The following is a 21,050-nucleotide window of genomic DNA, read 5'->3' as shown; positions in this document are numbered from 1 at the left end:
TCAGGACGGCGGCCGTTTCTATTTCGTTATTAATGCTTCTCCGCGCTGTCAGCACCCTGCTCCTGTCCAGCATCTTCCTGCTCGGCATCCTCCTGGTCCGGCAGCGCCCAGACAGATACGCTGCCGCCATTTACCGGAAATACAGCCCAGCCGTCTTCACCGATGGTTATGGTCTCCTCGCGGTTCCGGGTGAAATCCGTCCAGACCTCCCCGGCCCGTTCTTCGCCAAGGAACATCCGCTTCTCGCCGTCATCGCCGTTTGAGATGACTACTGCACAGCCGGAACCTGGCAGTTCTTCCACACCGCGGCGCACCCAGCCGATGGTGTTGGGATGATCGAAGTAATCATCCTGCTCGCCGTAGGCCTTGTGATACCGGGTATAGAGCAGCGGATCAATGGCGGCCTTCTTCGGATCAACCGGAGTCGGACCGCCAATTCCATAGTAATCACCATAGAAGACAACAGGGTAACCGTCACGGCGGAGCAGAATGAGCGCGTATGCGCTTTGCTTGAACCAGTCGCCAACCCAGGATTCCAGCGCCTCATGAGGCTGTGAATCGTGGTTGTCCACGAATGTCACGGCATTCAGCGGATGGGTCTGGACCAGCGTATCCTCAAAAATTTTCGTCAGATCAAAATCCCGGCCTGCAAGAGAAGCGGAATAGAGCTTGTAATGCAGGGATACATCGAACAAATCGATCTGATAATCAACCGTATTGAGGAATTCGCGGCAGGCTTCGAGATTGGAGTTCCAGAACTCGCCGACGATATAAAAGTCCTCGCCGCGCTTTCTTTTCATCTCCTGGGCGAACTCTTTAATAAACTCATGGTTGATATGCTTGATGGCATCCAGCCGGTAGCCGCTGCACTGCAGGGTATCGACCAGCCATTTTCCCCAGTCCAGCATCTCCCGTTTAACATCCTCATGAAGGTAGTCAATGTTGGCGAACATCAGGTAATCGTAATTGCCGAATTCGTCGTCCACATTCTGGTTCCAAGCCCTGTTCTGGCCGTTGATCCGGAATACGCCGGTCCGGCCTTCTTTGGCGTCAAAGTCGGTGCCGTTAAAATGGGTGTGATCCCATTTGAAGGCGGAATACTCCTCGCCGCGTCCCGGGAAGTTGAACTTGGTCCAGCCCTCAATCTCAAAAGGCTCGGAAATATCCTTGTTGCGGTCATTCGGGTCCACCTCAATGACCTGGAACACCTCCGTCTCATCAGCACCGGCTTTATGGTTCATAACGAGATCCACATAGACGGCAATGCCGTTCTTCAGGCACTCGGCAATCGCCTCAACCAGCTCCTGCTTTGTACCGTATTTGGTCCGGATCGAGCCTTTCTGGTCGAACTCTCCCAGGTCATAGAGATCGTATACTCCGTATCCGGTATCTTCGCCGGAGACAGCCTTGGTTACCGGCGGAACCCAGACCGAATCCATATAGGCTGCCTTGATATCCGGGGCCATCTCAGCCAGCCGCTTCCAGTGTTGCCCGTCCGCTTCAACATGCCACTCAAAAAACTGCATCATCGTATGGTTTCTCTTCATCTCTAATAACCTCCTAATATGTAGGGACGGGTACTCAGTTAAACAGGTCCAGCTGAAGCGGGGCCAGGCCGCCGTCGATTCCCAGCAGCGCCTGGAGCTCTTTTGCGTTAGGGGTAGCGTCACCTGCAGAATTATTGTTGAAGACCACGTACAGCTCACGGCAGCTTTTTTCCAGCTCCAGCAGGCGGTCCCGCCATTCCATAAGTTCTTCTGTGCTGTAACGGTACAGATAGCGCAGCTTGCGCCAGTCAGGGTGGCTGCTCTGGTTCCAGCCCTGGACATTGCGGCCGTGCAGCCGGACATAAGTGATATCGGGGTTTGTCGCTACAGGGACAATCGGGATGGAGCCTGAGCCCGCCTGCGGCTCATCGGCTACGGTGTGAATCCAGCCTTCGCGTTCCAGAAAGCCGAGTGTTCTGTCGCGCATTTCCGGGCTGTACCAGGACTCATTGCGGAATTCCGCCGCTGACGGAACATCCAGCATCCGTTCTTTGACCTCACGCAGAAAATCCACATTTTCCTTGGTGCAGTCAAACCATGGCGGGAACTGGAACAGGGTCATAGCCAGTTTGCCGGCCTCCCGCACTGGGGCGATGGAGTGATGAAACGCTTCGTACATCTCACCGGTGGAATCGTAGTAATTCTTTTTACCGCGCAGATGTCCGGTCATTCCCTGATAGGCCTTTACGATAAACTGAAAGTCATCCGGGGTTTGTGAGGCCCACTTTACATAATTACGGACCGGCTGTACCGCATAAAAGGAGCTGTCGATTTCCACGATGGGAAAATGGGCGCTGTAGGCAGGGAGGCGTTCGGCCGGCTTGATTTTGCCGTACAGCTCATCGTGGTCACCGAAGCCGGTTAGCCCGATTTTGATCATCGCATTTTCCCCCTTGCGGCTGTCTTGTGTAATGGAGTGAGGAGATTAGCTATTTCTTATTAAACTTAAATTGTACTGCTGCAAACAAACAGTGTTGATTAATCCCTGTATCTAGGGCAACATGGGGGATACGGCGGCAAAAGGCGGGCATCCGGTCATATCGCTATGGGTGCCTTTATCGCCAAAAGAATGCAGGGATATACTTGGCCGGCCTGTCCTAAGCCTAATTAATGTTATAGGAGGAAACCTGAAAATGGACCACAGGTTTGAACAGATCAGTCCGCATATTGTGATTATGCATGCGGAGCATGAAACTGACCGGCCGGTGCTCGCGGCCATTGCCGGCGGGGGCCGGACGTTATTAATGGATGCTGGCGCATCACCTGCTCATGCAGACTGCTTCCGTGAGGAACTGGACAGACGGGGGTTTCGCCAGCCGGATCTGCTCGTGCTGACGCATTGGCACTGGGATCACAGCTTCGGGATAAGCGCCTGGAATGTTCCGGTTATTGCCCATGAGAAAACGGCCGGGGTGCTGGGCGGCCTAAGCGGACGGGGATGGTCGGATGAGGAACTGGAGGAGCTGGTGCAGGCAGAGATTATCAGCAGAGAAAGTGCACAGCATATTCGTCTTGAATACGGTGAAGCGAGGCAGATTACTGTCGGTAAACCGGATATTCTTTTTACTCACAGCCTTGTTATTGATCTCGGAGATGTGAGCTGCGAGCTCCGTCATGTCGGAGGCGACCATGCTGCAGATTCCTGTGTACTGTATGTCAGGGAAGACAAAGTACTGTTTCTGGGCGATGCGCTTGGACCGTCTGTATACGGGGGGCCGCGCATGTACAGCAGTATAGAGTTTCTCAGACTGCTGGAAACCGCCTATAGCTTCGGAGCAGACTGGCTGGTGGAATCCCATGGTGTTCCGATGAGCGGGGCGGAGTTCCGGGCTGATCTGGCACCCTGGGAACGGATAGCCCGGCTGGCAGAGGTCTTCGGGGCTGACCGTGAACGGGTGCTGCTTGAGTTGAGGGCAGATTTACAGCTGGATGAACTGCCGGCAGACTTGCTGCAGGGTGTGGAGTACTTTATGGCCGGAGCCAGGGGAGCTTAAGCTGATTCCGTCAAAATAAAATCATAAAAACAGCCCCGTTCCAGATGGAACGGGGCTGTACTGTGTTATAACCTGTTCTAGCTGCCGCGCATGCTGTCAGGGCCTGAAATGCGTAATCGCTGCTCCGCTGGACATGTGCACGGCATTACGCCCGGTACGCTTGGAGGTATAGAGGGCATGATCGGCTTCAGAGAGCAGCTCCTCGAGGGATAAGCTCGTCGGACTAGCCTCCACTACGCCAAAGCTGGCTGTTACATTAATCTGACCCGACACTGTATACATAGGGCTTCGCTCCACATCGCTGCGGATCTGCTCTGACAATAGGGCAGCCTGCTTCAGCGGGGTATCCGGCAGGCACATTACAAACTCTTCTCCCCCATACCGCCCGAATACATCCCCTTCACGGATATGCCTGGAACATACGCCTACGACATGCTGGAGTGCCATATCGCCGTACTGGTGGCCGTAACGGTCATTGATGTTTTTGAAAAAGTCGATGTCCAGCAAAATAATCGAGAGCGGACTCCGGTTGTCCGGCGCCTGCGCCAGCAGCCCCCGGCTGAGCTCCATGAAATGAGTCCGGTTATAGATTCCGGTCAGGCTGTCGATGGTTGCCAGCTGCTGGAGCTTATCCTGAAGCAGCTTCCGCTCGGTTACATCGATCAGCACGATCATCCGCCCGGCGGCACTTCCGTCCTTCTTGAGCACCGGAGACGAGCGGACCTGGTAATAGCAGGTGTTGCCGCCTATATTCCAGGCCAGCTCCCGTTCTTCACTCAGCAGCGGGTCGGCATTCATCACGTAATCCACGGCATCCTTGCCGGCAGGCAGAAACAGCTGGGCCAGAGAGCGGCCGATTGCCGAAGAGTCCAGACCCTCCATCATCCCGGCTGCAACCTGGTTATAGTCTATAAGCAAATCAAAACGGTCGGTTACCAGCACCCCGTCGCGCATGCTTTCGAACAGATTTTCACGGGCGATAGGAGCGGCAGTCAGCATGCCTCTGGACAGGATTGCCCAGAAATACAGGGTTGAAGTCACACTCATAATGACCGGTACGGGGTCCGAACCGTAGGGGGTCATGTCTATTAAATAGAGGAACGCGCCCAGAGCCGGCAAAAACTGCCCGATAAATATGGTGATCATCTGCCGCCGGTACACCCGCTTCATCCGGTTCCACTGCCAGAGAATCAGGCACATCCCGGCGAGCATGGAACCGAAGGTCACGCTGCCCTGCACTATATACCAGGGACCCATTCCGACATCAACCAGCAGGGTGGGGGCATCTTCCCGGAACACCATGGATTTGTAGAACAGATGGTGGTATTCATTGGTCCACACCAGCAGCACTGAAATAATAGGAACAGCGAAGAGCGGAATTAACAGCTTTTTATTAATCAGACGCTCCAGCCCTACAAAATGCATGATCATAATCAGGCTGCAGGGAGCAATGAAAGGCATGCCCAGATACTCCACCTTGATCCAGAACCCGATTTCCTGCATGGTGTTGCCTGACAGCTCCAGAGCAAACGCGAATATATAAACCGCCGAGAAAAAAGAGCTGCAAATAAAGGCTCTAATCCCCGCAAAATCAGTCTTCTTGTAGTAGGCGAACAGTGCAAGGAGCGCATTCAGCACTCCGGATATAGAAACGATAATAATATAATTTGCCACCAAAGATTCCATGCTGCAGGCCTCCTCACAGGGTAGGCGTCAATTGCCTGTTCTGCTATACCGGGCCGCAGCCCGTTAAGACCAGTATTGAACATCGGCGAATTTTCTCCCGTTTTATCAAGGATATACATAAATAGTATCACAGTTGGCTATGGATAACATTCGGCCTTCAGGCATAACCAAAGTAGTCCAAACAGCTCTGGACAGGGAGTGAAATCCCCCATTTATATATATCGGCATAAACTGTAATCTTTAATAATCTAATTTGGTACCTAGACAAAGTGACGGAATTTCGCAGGCGCAATTTTACCTTTTGTCTAGTGAGTGTCCTGAGAGCAGGGTGTAAGATGTTAGTTAATCCTACATGTCTATATCAACTTAGTCCCAACAAAGACGTTATATGTTGTGTTAATTAACATTTAATAATCAGATTCAGGAATAAAGGGGGAGCTGGATATGTCACTTGTAGCGGCAAAGATTCCTGAGATACAGCTGGATAACGTCGAAATGCGCTATCAGACAGATACCGCCGAGGTTCTGGCACTGCATCAGGTAAGCCTTAATATTGCCAAGGGGGAGTTTGTTTCTTTACTGGGTCCCTCGGGCTGCGGCAAAACTACACTATTGAGGTTAATGGCAGATCTCCTGACACCAACTGCAGGGAATGTGACAGTAGCGGGGAAAAGTGCCAGGGAAGCGAGGCTGGCCCGGAAATACGGCATTGTTTTTCAGAGCCCGGTGCTGTATGACTGGCGCAAGGTCAGGCACAATATTACGCTGCCGCTTGAACTGATGGGCGTCAAGAAGGCGGCCCGCGAGGAAAAGGCACTGGAGCTGCTGGAGCTTGTCGGGCTGCAGAGCTTTGCCGACAAATATCCGTGGCAGCTCAGCGGAGGGATGCAGCAGCGTGTGGCGATTGCCCGGGCCCTCTCGATGGAGCCGGAGATTCTGCTGATGGATGAGCCGTTTTCTGCCCTGGATGAATTCACGCGCGAGCGGCTGAATGAGGAGCTGCTCTCCGTCTGGAGCAAGGTGCAGAGTACGATTGTGTTTGTAACCCATAGTATTCCCGAATCGATTTTCCTCTCGGACAGAGTATTCGTGCTCTCCCCGCATCCGGGCAGATTATCTGCTGTCGTTGATATTCCGCTGCCGCGCCCGCGTACGGCGGAGATGAGAAACAGCCCGCCGTTTTTTGAACTGGTCGCCCGGATCCGCGACAGTTTTGAAGGGGTGTAGCGATGAAGGGGAACAGCCTGCTCCGCAGCCGTTATCTGCCGCTTTTCGTCTGGATCTGCGGCCTGCTGGTAGTCTGGGAAGCCGTCTCCTGGATGCTGCTGCATGTGGTAAAGACGCCGCTGGCCCAATCCAAGCTGCCTTATGTGCATGAGGTGGCCGCAACCTTATGGAAATACAGCGGCACGCTCCTGAAGGAAGGCGGGGCGACCTTCGGCAATGCCGGACTGGGCTTTCTGATCGGTGCCGCTGCCGGAGTACTGCTTGCTGTGCTGATGAGCCTGTCCAAAATCATTGAACGGCTCGCCTTCCCGTATGCCGTTGCTTCACAGATGATTCCGATTCTTGGATTAGCTCCGATTATTTACGGCATTGTGCGGGATGAGCAGGTATCACGGATTATTATCTCCGGATATATCACCTTCTTCCCGGTTGCACTGAACATGCTGCGCGGTCTGCGCAGTGTTGATCCCTCTGCGGTGGAGCTGATGCATTCCTGCGCAGCTAAACCGTGGGCTGTCTATTGGAAGCTGAAGCTCCCGGCAGCACTGCCGGGATTGTTCGGCGGCCTGAAGATTGCGGCTCCGCTCGCGGTAACCGGAGCTATCCTGGTAGAGCTGATGGGTGCCCGGCATGGCATAGGTGTCATCATGCTGCGCAACCTGTATTATGGTCCTTCCCATACTTATATGTTCTGGTCTACGGTACTGGTCGGGGCTCTGCTCGGGATCGCCAGTTACTGGCTGATGACACTGATTGAACGCTTTGCAGCGCCATGGCAGCCTGAATTCCGGCCGAAGGGAGGCGACCGCTGATGGGTAACAGTTCAGTGCAAGAGCCTGTGTATATTGCTGCGGCTGGAAGCGAGAATTCGTCCACATCTCTTATAACAACGGTAGAAAGAGTATATTCAGACCCTGATAAGCCGAAGAGGAAGCGGTGGCACCTGTTCAAGTGGCTTAATCCAGGTGTGCTTTTACCGCTGGCAGCCGGCGTAATATTCCTGCTTCTCTGGGAGTATCAGCTGTTTCATAAGCTGTTTGACCTGAAAAAATATCAGCTCCCGCTGCCTTCTGCGATCTGGGAAGCGATGCGGGAGAACTACAGCCTGTTGCTGTCTTATACCGGCTATACCCTGACTGAGGCGGTAGCCGGGATGCTGATCGGGTCAGCCTGCGGCTTCCTGATCGCCTTGGCCGCAACTGCCTGGCCGCGCTGGGGCGGCGGCAGCCTGACTCTGGTAGCGGCGCTCAATGCCGTGCCGATTGTGGCGCTGGCCCCGATTATGAATTTGTGGTTCGGCGATGGCATCGGTTCCCGGGCTGCAATCGTTACTGCGACCACAATGGCAGCTATGGCCATCAATGCCTACAAAGGAATGTCGGCAGTAGATCCGCTGGCGCTGGATCTGATGCACTCCTATGCAGCAGGCAAGCCTGCAGTATTCCGTTATCTGCGGATTCAGAACAGTCTGCCGTATATATTCACGGCACTCAAAATCAATGCTACCTCAAGCATGATTGGAGCTATCGTGGGCGAATTTTTCTTTTCCTCAAGGGGACTCGGCTATCTTCTCTCCAACTCCATCAAGGTGGCGAAGATGCCGCTCGGCTGGTCCTGTATTGTGCTCGCAGCCATTGCGGGTGTGATCTTTTATCTGGCTGTGGAGCGGCTGGAGAAAGTATTTATCAGATGGCATTCCTCCCAGCGTTCATAACGTTCTTCGATCCGTTACATCCGGAATCCGCGTAAGGGAGACAGAGAACCCGGCTGCGGACCGTATGCATATAGGCATCATGATAGCAACCATACTGTGCTGTGCAGAACCACAAACTCAAAATGGTAGGGGGAGTTGCATTTGAAGAACAGGAAAAAGGGCGGATTACACGCCGGACTGCTGCTGGCGGCAATGATTATGCTTATCTCTCTGCTGGCAGGCTGCGGAGGTAACAACAACACTAATGCAACTGCTGCTGAAGCGAATGCGGCGGAGACTACCGCTTCACCGGAAACGGCAACAGCTGAGCCGGCCGCAGAACCTGTAACGGTCAGGCTGCAGCTGAAATGGGTGCCGCAGGCGCAGTTCGCCGGTTATTTCCTGGCACAGGATAAGGGCTATTATGCCGAGGAAGGGCTGAATGTTGAGATTCTGCCCGGCGGACCGGATATTGTACCGGAGCAGCAGGTGGCCGGCGGATCAGCCGAAATCGGCGTGGACTGGGTAGCGAGTCTGCTGACCAGCCAGGAGCAGGAGATGCCGCTTGTGCAGATCGCGCAGATTTACCAGAAGAGCGGACTGGTTCTGGTGTCCAAGAAGGAGGCGGGTATTAACGGCCCGGCTGACCTGAAGGGCAAGAAGGTCGGGAACTGGATGGGCGGCAATGAATTTGAGCTGCTGGCTTTATTCGATAAGTATCAGCTCGATCCCAACAAGGACCTCAATTTTACAAAGCAGGGCTTTACAATGGATCAGTTCCTTGGCGGTGAAATCGATGCTGCTTCGGCCATGACCTATAACGAATACCAGGTTGTGCTGGAGTCGGGCGTTAAGGCGGAGGATTTAAATGTTATCGATATGAACGATGAAGGGGTAGCGATGCTTGAGGATAACCTCTTCGCCAATAAAGAATGGCTTGCGGATAATAAGGAGACAGCAGCCAAGTTCGTCCGCGCTTCACTGAAGGGCTGGAAGGATGCCATCGCCGATCCTGAAGCGGCTGTAGACAGTGTCATGAAGCTTGCCGAGGAAGGCAGTACTTCCCGCGAGCATCAGCTGACGATGATGACCGAGGTTGCCAAACTGATTCAGCCGGAGGGCTTTGATATTGCCAAGCTTGGCTACACCGATGCTGCAGCTTTCCAGCAGACAGCTGATATTGCCCTCAAGTTCGGCGTAATCAAGGAAGCTTCCGATGTGAATGAAGCTTATACAAATGAAATTGTAGAGATGGCCGCAGAGTAAGTTTCCCGGCTATAAACGACATGCAGATGACCGCCGGTGAGGCGGTCATCTATTATCAGCGGCAGCCCAGATCTGAAAGAAAGAGGTGAGGACGATGTCACTGGCATTGAGACAGGCAGAGAAAGTTAAGAATTACGTGAACGGCGCCTGGGTGGATTCGCCCTCCGGACAGGAAGAACAGGTATTCAATCCGGCTACAGGCGAAGTAATTGCCTACGTTCCGCTTTCGGGCAGGGAGGAAACCGATACTGCAGTCCGGGCTGCGGCAGTCGCCTATACATCATGGAAAAAGGTCGCTGTGCCACGGCGGGCCCGCTATTTCTTCCATTACCAGCAGCTCCTGATGCAGCACCGGGATGAGCTGGCCGGTCTGATTACACTGGAGAACGGCAAAAGCAAAGAGGAAGCGCTGGGCGAGGTACAGCGCGGCATTGAATGTGTGGAATTCGCCGCGGGAGCTCCCACGCTGATGATGGGCAGCCAGCTGCCGGATATCGCCTCCGGGATCGAATCAGGCATGTACCGCTATCCTCTGGGCGTAATCGGCGGAATTGCGCCGTTTAACTTCCCGATGATGGTGCCCTGCTGGATGTTCCCTTTGGCGATAGCCTGCGGCAACACCTTTGTGCTGAAACCGTCGGAACGTACACCGCTGCTGGTCAACCGGCTGGCGGAGCTGTTCGCTGAAGCCGGCTTTCCGCCGGGCGTACTGAACGTAGTGCATGGTGCGCATGAGGTGGTGAATGGTCTGCTGGAGCATGAGGAAGTGAAGGCGATTTCGTTCGTCGGCTCGCAGCCGGTGGCTGAATATGTCTATAAACAGGGAACAGCCCATGGCAAGCGGGTGCAGGCGCTGGCCGGCGCCAAGAATCACTCAATTGTGCTGCCGGATGCCGACCTGGACAATGCGGTGAAGAATATTACGGCTGCAGCCTTCGGCTCGGCGGGCGAGCGCTGTATGGCCTGTTCTGTTGTGGTTGTGCATGAGGATATTGCCGATGAACTGGTGAGTCGTCTGGTCCGGGCCGCTGATGAGCTGAAGATCGGGGACGGCAGGGAGGACGGAGTTTTTCTCGGACCGGTGATCCGGAAGGAGAATAAGGACCGGACGATCCGCTATATTGAAACAGGGATCAGGGAGCAGGCGGAGCTGGTGCGTGATGGCCGAAGGGACAGCGCTGCGGCAGGTGTGGGCTATTTTCTGGGGCCGACGATCTTTGACCGGGTGCAGCCGGGCATGACGATCTGGCAGGATGAGATTTTTGCTCCGCTGCTGTCTGTTGTGCGCGTTAAAGATCTTACGGAAGCGATAGAGATTACGAACCGCTCGCCGTTTGCCAACGGTGCCTGCCTGTATACGGACAGTGCCCGGGCGGTCCGGGAGTTCCGGGAAGAAGTGGATGCAGGGATGCTGGGTGTGAATCTCGGGGTACCGGCGCCAATGGCTTTTTTCCCTTTTTCCGGCTACAAAAAATCATTCTACGGTGACCTGCATGCCAACGGGCGTGACGGTGTAGAATTCTATACCCGCAAAAAAATGATTACTGCTCGTTATTAACACGATTTGGAGAGGAGAGTCTGCCATGCAAAGTCTGGGCAAAGAGAGTGAAGCGGCTCTGAAGAAGGACCAGCGGTATTTATGGCATAACATCACACCTTACAATGAACAAAGTCCCCCGATGATTGCGGCTTCGGCCAGCGGCTCGTGGGTTACCGATATTGACGGGAATAAATACCTGGACGGAATGTCCGGACTGTGGTGCGTAAACGTCGGATACGGGCGGAAGGAGCTGGCGGAGGCTGCTTACAACCAGCTGCTCAGCCTGCCGTATTTTCCGCTTACCCAGAGCCATATGCCGGCGGTTGCGCTTGCCGAGAAGCTGAACGAATGGCTGGAAGGCGACTATGTAATCTTCTTCTCCAACAGCGGATCTGAAGCAAATGAAGCGGCCTTCAAAATCGTCCGCCAATATCATCAGCAGACCGGCCAGCATTACCGGAGCAAATTCATTGCCCGTTACCGCGGCTATCACGGCAGCTCGCTCGGGGCGCTGTCGGCGACAGGCCAGGCGCAGCGCAAATACAAATATGAGCCGCTGGCTGCAGGCTTTCTGCATGTAGCCCCGCCGGACAGCTATCGCCGCCCTGCAGGCATGTCTGTGGAAGCATTCAATCTGCAATGTGCCCAGGCAATCGAAGACACGATTGTGTGGGAAGGTGCAGAGACGGTTGCGGCAGTAATTATGGAGCCGGTTATAACCGGCGGCGGCGTCATTGTGCCGGAGCAGATCTATCTGGACCGGGTGCAGGAAATCTGCCGCCAATATGGCGTGCTGCTGATTATAGATGAGGTCATCTGCGGTTTCGGGCGCTCAGGGCGTAAGTTCGGTCATCAGAACTTCGGGATTAAGCCGGATATCGTAACCATGGCCAAGGGGCTGACCAGCGCCTACCTGCCGCTGTCGGCAACGGCAGTGCGCAAGGATATTTATGAAGCCTTCAAGGATAACAGCGACGGCTACGGCCATTTCCGCCACGTTAATACGTTCGGCGGTAATCCGGCGGCTTGTGCCCTGGCGCTGCGCAATCTGGAGATTCTGGAACAGGAACAGCTGGTGGAGCGTGCCGGCATACTGGGGCAAAGACTGCACAGCGGGTTATCCGGGCTGCTTGATCACAAGCTGGTCGGTGAGATCCGCAGCTTTGGGCTGATTGCCGGCATTGAGCTGGTGGCAGACAAGGCGACCCGGCAGCCGGCCGGATTGGATATTGTTAAAGGCATCATTGCCGAATGCAAAGCCAAAGGGCTTATCATCGGCAAGAACGGAGACACTGTAGCGGGCTTCAACAATGTACTGACGCTGGCGCCGCCGCTTTCGTCTACCGACTGGGATATCCAGTTCATTATTGATACGGTCACAGCTGTGCTGAACGGGAGCTGGGGAGCGTAAGCTTATCCGGATACAGCAGCTGGTAGGCGCGCAGGGCAACCTGGATCGAGATGCGGTTCTCGGGGAGCATGAAGTCATCGCCCAGCAGCTCTGTGATTTTGTCCAGCCGGTAGTAAAGAGACTGTCTGACGATGAACAGATTGCGGGCGGCGATTTGCTTGGAGCCGTCATGATCGAGGAACACGCGAAGTGTCAGCAGCAGCTCGCTGCCCTTGGACTGGTCATGGTCAATCAGCGGTCCCAGATAGCTGCGGATGAAGTTCTCCAGTGTCTTGCCGTCATTCAGATTGAGGAGCAGCTGAAACACGCCTAGCTCTTCGTAGAACAGCACCGGCTTCTGGTAACAAGAATAAAGCGACAGAGATTGTACGGCTTCCTGATAACCGGCGTATGCCTGTTTCAGGCCCTTGTGGGACTTGCTGACTCCGGTGACGAGCTGCAGGTCCTTCAGTTTTTCATCGGCCCGGATGTGCTGCAGTGCATCCAAAGCTTGCTGCAGGCGCAGCTTGCCGGGAAGTCTGGACTGGATATCTAGTGCGATAACGGTAAGCCGGTTGTTCTTCAGAGTGATCAGCGGCCGCAGAGAGTATTTTTCGAAGAGGGATCTCAGGATGAGTGAAAGGTGGAAGGTGATGGATTCCCAATCATTCTCCGAGCTGTTCCAGCGGACATCGCGCGGATTCTCGATTTCAATCAGACAGACCTGGTAGCTTAGCTCATTTAAAACATTAAAATCCGGGCCGACCAGTGCCTTGAGCCGGTTGTCATCCCGGGTCCGTCCGCTAATCAGCTCGTCGACCCAGAGATTTTCGGAGAACAGCTTGCGCTCTTCCATATAACGGGTGCGCAGCAGCTCCTGGGCAATTGAGAGGGAGGCGGAATCGAGCAGCAGACAGTCAAATTCCTGCGGCTTGTGGTTGCTGACCATCATAATATACGCCCAGGTCTGGTCGAGCGCCCCTACCGGCTTCAGGGCAACTTTCCTGTGTCCAAATTCCCGGAAGCAGGGCGCGGCATCAGGCTGTATACCTTCAAGCTCGTCATTCAGTGATTCGAAGAAGCCCAGCAGCGGGAGCTGCTCCTCCGGCGGGAGTGCAGGAAAGAATAAGGGCTTACCCTGGAGCTGCATATAGACAATCTGGGTGCGGGTGCTTTTGCATAATAACTGCAGGACTTTCATGGTACCTTGTGAGGTCAGGGTGAGACGGTGGAATTCGCGGGAGATACTCTCCAGCTCCTGCAGCATCCGGTGATGGCGGTTGATGATGAGAGAGTGCAGGTCAAGTGTAATATCTACGAAGCGTACGGTACGGGTGAATACAATCAGCGGAAAGTCATGGCGGTTAGCGAGCCCGATCATCTCTTGCGGAATGGTGCTAAAGTAAGCTCCCAGCTCGATACACAGACAAGCGGCATTTTTATCAATCAGATTATGCATGAAGTCCAAGGAAGCCTCTATGTCGGCGCTGGCTCCCATCCCTGTTGTGAGGATCATTTCCTCACCGTGGATCAGACTCTCGAAGCTGGCGCTCTCCAGTACATGCACCCAGCGGATTGCCCGGTTCAGCCCGTTTTTTCCGCCGATCATTTCGGCATCTGCGAACATCGGTCTTCTCAGTGCGTCGCGGACTGTAAATACAAGTTCCCAATCCATATGCGTTCCCCCTCGATCGATTCTCCTGCGTAAAAAATACACTTTTGAAATTAGACAATGTGTCTAATGTAACAAAAAAACGAAATGGATATAGTTTGAATATGATATGTTAGGAAATATAACTTAATGTGCTGCGGGGCAAACGGTTTTATGAGGTTTTAACTATATTTTACTACATAAAGCCCGGAGTGTAAGCAAAATATTAAGAATATTATCGTAATAATGTAAACATATATAACATTAATGTGCATCTGGCTACTATTAAAAGGGAGGGATAACTGATGGAGCACACTTCTCCGTTAACTGCATTTACACCTGATATGTTCATGCGCAATTTCGCCGAGGCGGAGCCCGGACTCAGCCGTAAAGGTGCGGCCGAGGAATCCAACCGCTGCCTCTATTGCTATGATGCACCCTGCATTAAGGCCTGCCCTACCGGCATCAATATTCCTTCCTTTATTAAGCGGATTGCCACCGGCAATCTGAAGGGCTCGGCCATGACGATCATGGAGTCCAATCCGGTCGGAGCCAGCTGCGCCCGGGTCTGCCCGACCGAGGAGCTCTGCGAGGGTGCCTGTGTACTGAATGATGCCTCGGCCCCCATCCAGATCGGGCTGCTGCAGCGTTATGCCACGGACTGGGCCATTAACAGCGGGGTTCAGCTATTCAAGGCCGGCGCGCCGAACGGCAAAAAAGTTGCTGTTATCGGCGGAGGTCCGGCCGGCTTATCCGCCGCCAGAGAGCTGGCCCGGGAAGGCTTTACTGTGGTGGTCTATGAGGCCAAGCAGCTGGCCGGCGGCCTGGATACACACGGAATCGTCTCTTTCCGGCTTCCGCAGTCTATCTCGCTATGGGAAGTCGAACAGGTTGAGAAGCTGGGCGTAGAGATCCGGACTGGTGTTAAGGTGGGTGTTGATATCACTGTGGAGGAGCTCAGGGGAGAATATGATGCCATTGTACTTGCTGCCGGAATGGGATATGTACCGCCGCTGGGGATTGAAGGCGAGAAGCTGTCCGGTGTATATGATGCCATTGAGCTGGTAGAGACGACCAAGACGGGAATTCCGACCCTGGAGCTGATGGGCCAGCGCGTGGCAGTTATTGGTGCAGGCAACACCGCGATTGATGCGGCCACCTGCTCAGCAAGACTTGGGGCGGCGAATGTGAAAATGGTCTACCGCCGGACCCGCAATGAGATGACGGCCTACGACTTTGAATATGAATTCGCCAAGCAGGAAGGCGTGGAATTCAGCTGGCTGACCCTGCCCAAACGGATTGTCGGCGATGAGTTGGGTAATGTGACCGGGCTGGAATGTGTGCAGATGAAGCTGACCGGCGAGATCGGTAAGGACGGGCGCCTGAAGCCGATGCCGGTTGACGGCTCGGAATTCATAATGCCGGTTGATGCGGTAGTTGTCGCAATTGGCCAGAAGCGGCGGATTGACCTGATTGAGTCGCTGGGCCTGGAACACGATTGGGGTGTGGTACGGATTGACCGGAAGACCGGGCGGACCTCTGATCCGATGATTTATGCTGCGGGCGATATCGTCTTCGGCTCCGGCAACGGGGAGGCGATGGTTGTATCGGCTGCCCAGCAGGGCAAGGATGCGGCATATGCGATAGTGAAGCAATTATCCGGATTGCAGGACAGTGTAGTTGGTTCTGCGGTTTAACCGTTTTATGAAGGAAAAGGAGTAGCGGGCCCGGCGGTTATCCCCGGACTACATATGACAGGGAGGGAACAACTATGGCAGATCTGCGAATTGATCTTGCAGGAATTAAATCACCCAATCCGTTCTGGCTGGCCTCTGCGCCGCCTACCAATACAGGCTATCAGGTACAGCGGGCCTTCGAGGCCGGGTGGGGAGGTGCCGTATGGAAGACACTGGGCGACCCGATTATTAATACCTCTTCCCGTTTTGCTGCGGTTCATTTCAACGGGCAGCGCGTAGCCGGCTTTAACAATATTGAGCTGATTACGGACCGCCCGCTGGAGGTTAACCTGAAGGAAATCTATGAAACGAAGAAACGGTTCCCGGATCATGCGGTGATTGCCTCCCTGATGGTAGAGCCGAAACGGGAAAAATGGCATGAGATTGTTAAAAGGGTGGAGGACGTCGGTGTCGACGGACTGGAGCTGAACTTCGGCTGCCCGCACGGGATGGCTGAACGCGGAATGGGCGCTGCCTCTGGCCAGCAGCCCGATCTGGTGCAGGCGCAGACCACCTGGGTCAAAGAAGTGGCGACCACACCGGTAATCGTGAAGCTTACGCCCAATATTACCGACATTACGGTTGTTGCCCGGCATGCCGTGAAAGGCGGCGCGGACGCGATCAGCCTGATTAATACGATCAACAGCCTGGCTGGAGTGGATATTCACAGCTGGAATACGATTCCTAATGTCGGCGGCCAAGGTGCGCACGGCGGCTACTGCGGCCCGGCGGTGAAGCCGATTGCCCTGAGCATGGTGGCCGAATGTGCCCGTGACCGCGGAGTCGGTGTACCAATCTCGGGAATCGGCGGGATCTCCACCTGGCAGGATGTGGTTGAGTTCATGCTGATGGGCTCTACCGGCATCCAGGTCTGTACGGCAGTCATGCATCACGGCTTCCGGATTGTGGAGGAAATGATCGACGGCCTGAACAACTATCTGGATGACATGGGGCTTGCTTCAGTGACGGAACTGATCGGCAAGTCGGTGCCGAAATACTCCAACTGGGGTGACCTGGACCTTAATTACAAAGTGGTTGCGCGGATTAATGAAGAGAACTGCATCAACTGTAACAAGTGCCATATTGCCTGCGAGGATGCCTCGCATCAATGTATCGATATGCTGACGAATGCTGACGGCAAAGCAGTCTTGCAGGTCCGTGAGGAAGATTGTGTAGGCTGCAACCTGTGTTCCATTGTCTGCCCGGCCGATGGCGCAATCGATATGATCGCGCTGGACAGCGGGGCTGCCCCGATGACCTGGAACCAGCGGCAGAAGGTGATCAGCACCCTGAACGGCTCATACTCAGAAGCGGAGGTGGTCTAGGATGGCAAAAATCATCAAGAACGGCATTATCGTCACTGCTGCAGACACGTATACAGGAGATGTCCTGATCGAAAACGGGATTGTGGCCGGGATCGGCCTCAACCTGGATGTGCCGGGTGCTGAAATAGTGGACGCCTCCGGCTGCTACGTATTCCCCGGCGGAATTGACCCCCATACCCATCTAGATATGCCGTTTGGCGGAACCGTTACGGCTGATGACTTTGAGAGCGGGACGATCGCTGCTGCTTACGGCGGCACGACTACAGTGATTGATTTCTGTCTGACTGCCAAAGGCCAGCCGCTGCAGAGCGCTGTGGATACGTGGCATAACAAATCGCAGGATAAAGCGGTGATTGACTACAGCTTCCACTTGATGGTATCCGAGCTGAATGACCGGGTGCTTGGCGAGCTGCCGCAGATTATCGAGCAGGAAGGCATTACCTCGCTGAAGGTATTCATGGCCTATAAGAACACCTTCCAGGCTGATGACGGGGTGTTGTACAAGACGCTCCAGGCCGCGAAGCGGGAGGGTGCACTTGTGATGGTTCATGCAGAGAACGGGGATGTGATTGAGTATCTGGTGGATCAAGCGCTGGCCGCCGGCAATACAGACCCGATCTATCATGCGCTGACCCGGCCGCCGGAGCTGGAAGGTGAGGCCACCGGCCGGGCTGCCTATTTGACAGAGCTGACTGATTCACAGCTGTACGTTGTGCATGTGACCTGTGCTGAAGCGGCATGGAAAATTGCCGAGGCCCGCAAGAAGGGGCTGCGCGTGTACGGCGAGACCTGCCCGCAGTACCTGGTGCTGGATCAGACTGCGCTTGAAAAGCCTGACTTCGAAGGTGCCAAGTATGTCTGGTCCCCGCCGCTGCGTGAGCAGTGGAATCAGGATGTGCTGTGGGATGCGCTGTGGAACGGTTCGCTGCAGACCATCGGCTCCGACCAGTGCTCGTTCGATTTTAAAGGACAGAAGGAGCTTGGACGCGGTGATTTCTCCAAAATTCCGAACGGCGGACCGACCATCGAGGACCGCTTCAGCCTGCTGTATTCCGAGGGTGTGCAGAAGGGCCGCATCTCACTGAATAAGTTCGTCGATATCATCTCCACCTCCAGTGCTAAGCTGTTTGGCCTTTTTCCGCAGAAGGGGACGATCGCAATCGGCAGTGATGCTGACATTGTCATCTTTGATCCATCCGTGAAAAGAACCCTGTCTGCCGCCACCCATCACATGAACGTCGATTACAATGCGTTCGAAGGCTTCGAGGTTAAAGGCGAGCCGGTTTCAGTGCTTAGCCGCGGGGAATTTGTCATCCGTGACAAGCAGTTCGTCGGACAGGCGGGAGCAGGTAAATACCTGCACCGCAAACGGTTTGCGGCGGAAACGGCGCTGCCTGTCAAAGCGGAAATCAGCGGAGGAGTGGTCTGATATGTCAGCATTCGAGGAGTTTGACAAGGAACGTCAAGCGGTTGATAAGCTGCTGCAGCAGGGGTACGGAATCGTGAATATAAAAGAGGATCTGGACGGTGCCGAGGTGACGTTTGTGCGCGGCGGCTCTGATTCAGCGAAGCTGCTGCTGCTGACGGCCGATGCACGCAAGCATGTGGCCACAATCGTTTTTGCCGGCGGCAGGCCGGCAGCGCCGGTTGAGGCATCTATTTGAAATAAGGAATCATCGGAGAAAAATAGCAGACTGCCGGTTGCCGGACGTACCCTAGTGCGCCGCCAACCGGCAGTTTTTGTATAGAAGGAAGTTTTATCTACCGCGTGTGGGAAGTAAGTTCTTTAAATTCTTGTCTCAGGATTAGCAGGAATACCAACACAAAAAAAGGCTTTTCCCGCATCCCGTTATAAGAAACGTAGAAAAGCCTGATTAATCACTAAAAAGTTTGGTTAATTATATTAAATATGCCGGATAGCATACATAAATACATACATACAATGGCTATTATTAAGCTAAGCGGTGAGCAGTAGCGTTAGGTCCCATCGAGTATACGGAGACTTGAGGGGTCGGGACAATAGCTACTGGTTCGGATTCGAGTGCGGTGATGTCCGGAGAATATAGATAATAGCTGTTGTTAGCTTCGGATGTTCTGATCCGGGTGAACTCATTGGCCAGACTGATTGAGCCGGAGGATGCAAGGGTATGCTCCTTCACGCGGAGTTTAAAGGTAAGCAGTGTCTGATCAACAGCAGGAATCTGCGCATGCTTCGAGTTCGCTTCTACTTGAATATCAATACCGCGCATGGTTGTGTCCATTCCGAAGTAAACACCTCCGTCGACCGGATTCAGGAAATTAAACTGAAAAATGTTGCCAACCTCGTTGCCTGGTGTAAAGGAAGAATCGTTATAGGCTGATTGTACAAGATACTCTGAGTTATCAAAAACTTCACTGTCATATTGCACAGTAAAATTCATATAGCTGTAGCCGCTGTCGTTCGGAGCAAAATTCCGCAGGTTCACCATCACAGTTACTTCGTCTCCCGGCGCATAAGCAGCCTGGTCGGTTGTAACCTCTACAGACATAGCGGACGGCGTATTGTCTACAGTGACCTCGCGCACCATGGAGAACATAAGTGTCAGTAAATTCGTACCTTTAAAATATTTTTTGAATCCCAGCCATCTGTTCAATGTAACAACCTCCATATACTCGTATGAGACTATCCGATGAGTAATAATCATTGCCTTGTAAATCAATGGTACTATTTGTCACTGATAAAACACTGATAAAAAGTCGAAGACTGGCAGAAAAAATCGAAATGATACCGCTTTATACGAAAAATAGCGAAAAAAAATAGTCCGGCAGACTGCTGCCGGGCTACTTTTTTGTAACTTAAGCATCAAAAAATTATACCAACTGACGTCCTGGTGCCCGTGATTATCTGAAGTGTGCAATCAGCTTCCGAGGCGCCCGTATGCTTCGAGGAACCACTCGGGAAGCTCCCCGCCCATTTCGTTCCTGTAGGAATCACGAAACTGGGTATAGCGCCGCTGGGCCCTTAGGGGTTTGCCGATCTCATAATAGAGCGAGATGATCTGCAGGGCGTAGCTTTCTTCCAGCGGCTCAAGCTCGGCCAGGCGCAGGGCGTATTCCTCTGCCTCATAGTGGCGGCCGGTTTGGATAAGCCCCAGAGTAAGCTGCTCCAGCAGCTTCAGGTACAGCTTGCGGTATTTGTCCCTGGCGGAATAAATCCAGAGGCTGTCCAGTGATTGCAGCAGCTCGCCCTTGTAAAGGGAAGAGGCATCCCGCAGCTTGTCCGGATTATTGTCCTGGAGCGCAGCAAGGGCTGCTTCCTGGAACCGTTCAGCATCCCCTTCAATGTCTCTGGCCTCCAGACGATAATTCTCCCGGTCCGAGGTCAGTTCAATATTGTCGCCCAGAGCGGCATTTTTTAAGGTTTTGCGGATCTGATAGACGGTAGTGTGCAAATACTGCTTACCTTTCTCGTAATTCCACTGCGGAAAGACGTCGTTCAGAATGACACTGACACTGCCTTGCTTATGTATCCATAGATAAGCAAACAACTCCTCGGCCTTGTGCGTGCTCCACTTGACTGCGCCAAGCGGCCCGGTTAAGGAATGGCCGCCAAGATACTGAAAGTGTGCGCTTGGACTTGCCTGTCCGGGCTGTCCGGATTGCATCCGCTTGGAAAGGAATTTGGACCAGGTTTTGAACAGCCGGGGCGGGTCTACCGGCTTCAGCAGATAATCGGCCGCCGAGAGGTCAAAAGCCTCAACAGCGTAGCTGCGGTAGGCGGTTACGAACACAATCTCCGTATCCGGTGAGAACGGCAGCAGATTCTCCGCAAAGGCAAGCCCGGAGAGCTCGGGCATTTGAATATCGAGAAAGATCAGATCCGGCTTCAGCTCAGCGGCGGCCGTGAAGGCCTCCCGGGGATTATCAAAAACATGGATTGACGCAATGTTCTCACATTGCTGCAGCAGCTCGCGCATCTGTTCCAGCGCCGGCCATTCGTCATCTACAACCATTAC

At 53.9% G+C, this 21,050-nt stretch carries 17 protein-coding genes; 11 read left to right on the top strand and 6 right to left on the bottom strand.

Translation table 11 applies throughout. The features are described from left to right. Positions 1 to 29: 29 nt before the first annotated feature. Positions 30 to 1,547: an alpha-amylase gene (locus NST84_RS28950; RefSeq protein WP_342563459.1), complete on the bottom strand. Its 1,518-nt coding sequence runs from the start codon at positions 1,545 to 1,547 to the stop codon at positions 30 to 32. A 34-nt stretch (positions 1,548 to 1,581) separates the two neighbouring features. Continuing rightward, the gene (locus NST84_RS28945; RefSeq protein WP_342563458.1) at positions 1,582 to 2,427 is read right to left on the bottom strand and encodes a DUF72 domain-containing protein; all 846 of its coding nucleotides are present in this window, start codon (positions 2,425 to 2,427) and stop codon (positions 1,582 to 1,584) included. A gap of 253 nt (positions 2,428 to 2,680) precedes the next feature. On the opposite strand from NST84_RS28945, the gene NST84_RS28940 reads away from it, so the two are divergent. Next, positions 2,681 to 3,541 carry an MBL fold metallo-hydrolase gene (locus NST84_RS28940; protein ID WP_342563457.1) on the top strand — a complete coding sequence of 287 codons (861 nt, stop codon included), beginning with the start codon at positions 2,681 to 2,683 and terminating at the stop codon, positions 3,539 to 3,541. Between the two features lie 96 nt (positions 3,542 to 3,637). On the opposite strand, the gene NST84_RS28935 is transcribed toward NST84_RS28940, so the two are convergent. After that, positions 3,638 to 5,227 (bottom strand): histidine kinase N-terminal 7TM domain-containing protein, encoded by a 1,590-nt coding sequence (locus NST84_RS28935; protein ID WP_342563456.1) that lies wholly within the window; start codon positions 5,225 to 5,227, stop codon positions 3,638 to 3,640. A 444-nt stretch (positions 5,228 to 5,671) separates the two neighbouring features. Between NST84_RS28935 and NST84_RS28930 the strand changes: the two genes are divergently transcribed. The 6 genes from NST84_RS28930 to NST84_RS28905 all read left to right on the top strand — a co-directional run bounded on the left by NST84_RS28930 (position 5,672) and on the right by NST84_RS28905 (position 12,364). Next, positions 5,672 to 6,454 carry an ABC transporter ATP-binding protein gene (locus tag NST84_RS28930; RefSeq protein ID WP_342563455.1) on the top strand — a complete coding sequence of 261 codons (783 nt, stop codon included), beginning with the start codon at positions 5,672 to 5,674 and terminating at the stop codon, positions 6,452 to 6,454. A gap of 2 nt (positions 6,455 to 6,456) precedes the next feature. Continuing rightward, a complete protein-coding gene (locus NST84_RS28925) occupies positions 6,457 to 7,266 on the top strand; it encodes an ABC transporter permease (RefSeq protein ID WP_342563454.1) in 810 nt (269 codons plus the stop codon). Continuing rightward, on the top strand, positions 7,266 to 8,168 hold the full coding sequence (locus NST84_RS28920) for an ABC transporter permease (protein WP_342563453.1): 903 nt from the start codon (positions 7,266 to 7,268) through the stop codon (positions 8,166 to 8,168). Before NST84_RS28925 ends, NST84_RS28920 begins: the two co-directional genes overlap by 1 nt. A 141-nt stretch (positions 8,169 to 8,309) precedes the next feature. Continuing rightward, on the top strand, positions 8,310 to 9,413 hold the full coding sequence (locus NST84_RS28915) for an ABC transporter substrate-binding protein (protein ID WP_342563452.1): 1,104 nt from the start codon (positions 8,310 to 8,312) through the stop codon (positions 9,411 to 9,413). A 94-nt stretch (positions 9,414 to 9,507) separates the two neighbouring features. Continuing rightward, positions 9,508 to 10,971, top strand: a complete 1,464-nt coding sequence (locus tag NST84_RS28910) for a CoA-acylating methylmalonate-semialdehyde dehydrogenase (RefSeq protein WP_342563451.1) — start codon at positions 9,508 to 9,510, stop codon at positions 10,969 to 10,971. Positions 10,972 to 10,996: 25 nt separating this feature from the next. Next, positions 10,997 to 12,364 carry an aspartate aminotransferase family protein gene (locus tag NST84_RS28905; protein WP_342563450.1) on the top strand — a complete coding sequence of 456 codons (1,368 nt, stop codon included), beginning with the start codon at positions 10,997 to 10,999 and terminating at the stop codon, positions 12,362 to 12,364. Here the strand turns inward: NST84_RS28905 and NST84_RS28900 are convergent. Next, entirely contained in the window at positions 12,330 to 14,018 is a 1,689-nt protein-coding gene (locus tag NST84_RS28900; RefSeq protein WP_342563449.1) for a PucR family transcriptional regulator ligand-binding domain-containing protein, read from the bottom strand. The genes NST84_RS28905 and NST84_RS28900 overlap by 35 nt on opposite strands. Before the next feature lie 281 nt (positions 14,019 to 14,299). On the opposite strand from NST84_RS28900, the gene NST84_RS28895 reads away from it, so the two are divergent. From NST84_RS28895 to NST84_RS28880, 4 genes are all read left to right on the top strand, one after another. After that, positions 14,300 to 15,691 (top strand): NAD(P)-dependent oxidoreductase, encoded by a 1,392-nt coding sequence (locus tag NST84_RS28895; RefSeq protein ID WP_342563448.1) that lies wholly within the window; start codon positions 14,300 to 14,302, stop codon positions 15,689 to 15,691. 74 nt (positions 15,692 to 15,765) lie between these two features. Then, positions 15,766 to 17,055, top strand: a complete 1,290-nt coding sequence (preA, locus tag NST84_RS28890) for an NAD-dependent dihydropyrimidine dehydrogenase subunit PreA (protein WP_342563447.1) — start codon at positions 15,766 to 15,768, stop codon at positions 17,053 to 17,055. 1 nt (position 17,056) lies between these two features. Beyond that, entirely contained in the window at positions 17,057 to 18,484 is a 1,428-nt protein-coding gene (gene hydA / locus NST84_RS28885) for a dihydropyrimidinase (RefSeq protein ID WP_342563446.1), read from the top strand. 1 nt (position 18,485) lies between these two features. Continuing rightward, positions 18,486 to 18,719: a hypothetical protein gene (locus NST84_RS28880; RefSeq protein WP_342563445.1), complete on the top strand. Its 234-nt coding sequence runs from the start codon at positions 18,486 to 18,488 to the stop codon at positions 18,717 to 18,719. Positions 18,720 to 19,007: 288 nt separating this feature from the next. Here NST84_RS28880 and NST84_RS28875 read toward each other — a convergent pair whose 3' ends face one another. Then, positions 19,008 to 19,688, bottom strand: coding sequence for a cohesin domain-containing protein (locus tag NST84_RS28875; RefSeq protein ID WP_342563444.1), 681 nt, complete (start codon positions 19,686 to 19,688; stop codon positions 19,008 to 19,010). Between the two features lie 264 nt (positions 19,689 to 19,952). Further along, on the bottom strand, positions 19,953 to 21,047 hold the full coding sequence (locus NST84_RS28870; RefSeq protein WP_342563443.1) for a response regulator: 1,095 nt from the start codon (positions 21,045 to 21,047) through the stop codon (positions 19,953 to 19,955). Positions 21,048 to 21,050: the final 3 nt, after the last annotated feature.

The organism is Paenibacillus sp. FSL R7-0345 (assembly GCF_038595055.1).
GTDB lineage: Bacteria > Bacillota > Bacilli > Paenibacillales > Paenibacillaceae > Paenibacillus_AQ.
Note: the sequence above shows the minus strand (reverse complement) of the source record. Positions and strands in the feature narration are given on the sequence as shown.